Origin of the sequence: Nostoc sp. UIC 10630, from assembly GCF_010747425.1 — a bacterium.
GTDB lineage: Bacteria > Cyanobacteriota > Cyanobacteriia > Cyanobacteriales > Nostocaceae > Nostoc.
On the sequence record NZ_JAAGOG010000366.1, the window covers coordinates 1 to 3,741 of the forward strand.

4 protein-coding genes are annotated in these 3,741 nt (G+C 37.9%); all 4 read left to right on the forward strand.

The features are described 5' to 3' along the window. Positions 1-320 precede the first annotated feature (320 nt). Positions 321-503, forward strand: coding sequence for a hypothetical protein (locus tag G1O98_RS37325; RefSeq protein WP_163939376.1), 183 nt, complete (start codon positions 321-323; stop codon positions 501-503). Positions 504-560: 57 nt separating this feature from the next. Continuing rightward, a complete protein-coding gene (locus G1O98_RS37330; RefSeq protein WP_163939378.1) occupies positions 561-1,916 on the forward strand; it encodes a hypothetical protein in 1,356 nt (451 codons plus the stop codon). Between the two features lie 459 nt (positions 1,917-2,375). Next, positions 2,376-3,422 (forward strand): J domain-containing protein, encoded by a 1,047-nt coding sequence (locus G1O98_RS37335; protein ID WP_163939380.1) that lies wholly within the window; start codon positions 2,376-2,378, stop codon positions 3,420-3,422. A gap of 70 nt (positions 3,423-3,492) precedes the next feature. Then, a complete protein-coding gene (locus G1O98_RS37340; RefSeq protein WP_163939382.1) occupies positions 3,493-3,687 on the forward strand; it encodes a hypothetical protein in 195 nt (64 codons plus the stop codon). Positions 3,688-3,741 lie beyond the last annotated feature (54 nt).

The window sequence follows — 3,741 nt, forward strand, 5'->3', positions numbered from 1 at the left end:
ATGTTCCTTTTGTGGCTCAGTATTCATTGTTGGCTCCTGCTGTGTTTTGGCTGTCTCCATTGCTTTAGCTCCTTTTGATAAATCATTGAGGAATTGAGGAATGTAATTAGCGCGAAGCCCAACTCTGTAGGCGAAGCCGCCCCAAAGGGCTAGGAACCGCGTGAAATGATAAAAAATTAAGACTTTGATAGTACATAAATACTATCATACCTCGGCAGATTGACGAATGGTACTTCAAGGGGCGACAAGCAAACTAAAGTGCTTGCTGTATAAGCTTCATAGCCCTTAACTCTCGCTGAGAATATGCCTGCTGATTGCGAATGAAACCGACCAGTTCTGCTACCCATGCTTGGCAGGAGTGCCAAACTACTATCCAATTTAGCCCGCCTTCGGCATCGCAAAATCTATTTCACCAACTCCCACAATTAATGCAGCAGCTAAATCATCATACTGGACTGACAAGAATAGAAAACCTATGGCTAAAAAAATCTAGCTATTGCTAGATGCGATAATCCTCAAAAACGCTATAGGCTACAATTGTTGAGTAGAAAGATTCGCTTGTGGATGCCATAGTAGAGAGATCGCACACACTCAAACAAGCCTTAGTTGATTTTGTCCTAGATGCTGACGGCGAACTAGCACAAGCACTCGAAATTTATGCAGCTGCACAGATAAGCGGTAATGGCGAAGGCACCCAACAACAAGTAATCATTGACAGGTTTATTACAGAAGGGAAAATTGGAGATCGCTCACCTATAGAGTTATTTATCGCCAGTCATGCAGATTTGTCAGAGAACGATCGCAATTTACTCAATAGCTGGCATCGTAGTTTTATTGGTTTATTTACTATCACCCAGATTTTACCTGATGGCTTAGAACTCATGAACTGGCTGACAGCTAAACGTTACATAGTTCTGACAGCAAAAAATTACATTGTCAAATCTAACAGCCCTGAAAAACAACCAGCCACATCTCGTTTCAAGCCAGGAGATATTTTACTAACACGCATTTTTCCTCTTACTGATAATGAGTGGATATTTTCTGGCTCTCACACATTTATGGGGAAACTCGGTAAGCCAAAACTCGCCGTCGCCATTGGAAATTTTAAAGATAATTATAAAAGTCATCTTTACAGCGATGCTCCAGACTTGCTAGAACAAGCATGGCAGTCAGTAGAGCAATATCATCAGCAGTTTATTGAGTTTTTTGGGACTGATGAAGTGACATTACCAGGATACCAACTCAATAAAAAAATAACTGAATTCCGAGAAATTATCACCGATAAATATCTGAAAGCCGCCGGAGTTGATAGTTCCAAATATTTGAATGAAATAGTAGCAAAAGCTAGTATGGGTGCAGAAGAAATTATCGTCGCTGCTAAAGAATTTGGGATTGATACTAACGCTGTTTCTCAAATCCTCGATGGGAAAAACAGCAAGCAAAAAATGGTTGCACCTAAAGTAGGTTTACCTGCTGAACTCATAAAAGCAGAACAAGTCACAGCCATTTCTCACCCCCGTTGGGGATTGATGTTTTTATCAACATATACTAAATTCACAACTATATTATTAGCTGATGATTGGCAAAGTATTGAAGGTGCAGTAAAACTAATTCGTCACTACTTGAAAGATAAAAATATTAATGCTTATACATGGCATCGGTTAGCACAAAAATATCCCACTCAATTAGAAAAAGTCTTGCAAGATTTCTTGCAACGTGCTGAGTTTAGCTTGAGCAATGATTTAGACAAAATTTTACAAGAGTATGGTAAACCTATCGAGCCAGAATTACCAGAAATTGCTAGTGTTCCTTTACATCTACATAATTTATTTCAAGAAGCACTTACAGAAGTGAATAAATCTAAACCCAAAGATAAAGGACAAAAACAACCAGTCAAAGGTTTTCAAAGAGGTTAGTTTAATATCAAGTGCATCTCAAATCCAGGCAAGTAAGTCGGAGAAAAAATTTATGCGCCGCAGTGGACTAAATGGATGGCGTGAGAAAGTTGGGCACAGAAAGGGATCGCTAAAAGGTCAGTTCCTCCGGTTTTGTATCAAAAGTAACGTCCCCAAGCTAGAGCAACGAAAAATTAGGATTCTTCCTTTTACTTTGTGACGCTCAGAATAGCGAACTATAGATATTTTGAGATTTTCAAACATCCTCTTAAAGATGGAGGAAGCGTCTATACTTGACATTGATTAAAAGGTTATCGAATAAAAAAACCGCTGTTTAATTCACACTTAGATGCTTTGATCGAGAAAACTATTAAAAACTTCATTTGAGTCCGTGGTGTATAATCCAAGATGTGTCTTTTTTCGCATTCCCTAAGTAATGCAACAGTTAGATTTTAAACTTTCTACTTACATACGTATTTCATGCCTAGAAAAACTACAATCCTATCGCAATCAATTAAAGTAACTCCGCTGGCTCTGTCTCAATTACATATCCGCTTAGAATTTTTAGAAAAAGAACATCAATCACTACTCAAACAGATCAAGAGAAAGCGCACAGAACTGAAGAACTTTGTTGAACAGATGCGTTCTTTTGGCACAGAATTTCTCAATAAAGCTACTCCCAGTTTCCGAAAAATGGCTGAGTTAGACCAGGAAATCCATGCTCTGTTTGAGGAGATTTTTACTACTAGAAAGTTCGGTAAACAAACCCTCAAAGATATACAAGCAGTTTACCGTGACCTACAAGTAACTGGAGCCATCAGTCTAAAACCCAACAGCCAACAGTTAGCTACATTAGACGAATCGTTTGACAATGAAGATTCTCAATCAGATTTTTCAAAGGAAACTAGTGAACAACAGCATCAATCTTGGCAAGGACAACAGTCTGTAGACTATGCCTCTTTTGTCAGAACAGATGACCAAAGAAAAATTCGTCAAACATTTCTAAAATTAGCTGAAATCTTTCACCCTGATAAAGCCAGAGACAGTGAAACACAGAAGTCTCACACAGAAATCATGAAAGAAATTAATAAAGCCTACCAAGAGGGGGATTTAGCAAGACTTCTTGAAATTGAACGAAGTCAACAACCCTTAAAAATTATTGACAATAATAACGAGGATGATTTAACCCGTAGATGCCGAACTCTAGAACAGCACAATCAAATTCTCCTGGCTCAATATGAAAAACTGAAACAGGAACTGCGTTTGACAAAAAATACTCCAGAAGGAACGATGGTTTGCAATTCTCGAAAAGCTGCTAAAAAAGGCATTGACCCTATGGCTGCGATTGTAGAAACAATCGAATCTCAAATTAACGTCGTTTCTGGGATTCGGGATTTTGTTAAAGGCTTTAAAGAAAAGAAAATCACTATTCAAGAATTTCTTTATGGCCCAGTTTCTTTGCGCTCCACGGACGAGTCAATTCTGGAAGATATTCTTGAGCAAATGTTGTCAGAATTAATGAGATAGTAGTTTTTTCTGAAAAGTTTTCGTTTTATTTGTGAATGCTCTCCTCAACTTAAAATAATTTAACAGAACTATGCCAATTAAAAAACACATTAATCTGAATGTTGGAAGTTTCCTTAATCCCGCAGATAAAAAGATAGTTGTCAATTTAGCTAGTGAAGATATTTTAACTCTAATCACGCGAGAGTTAAAAACTCGTTACTCCCCCGAAACTCAAAAACAAGCCCTTGAAGGAAGTTCTCAGCTACAGCAGTTTCCGATGTTATGAGGTACAGTAACAGCAATTAGTAAACCAGTTTTTTAAATGTTGAGGATTTATTAA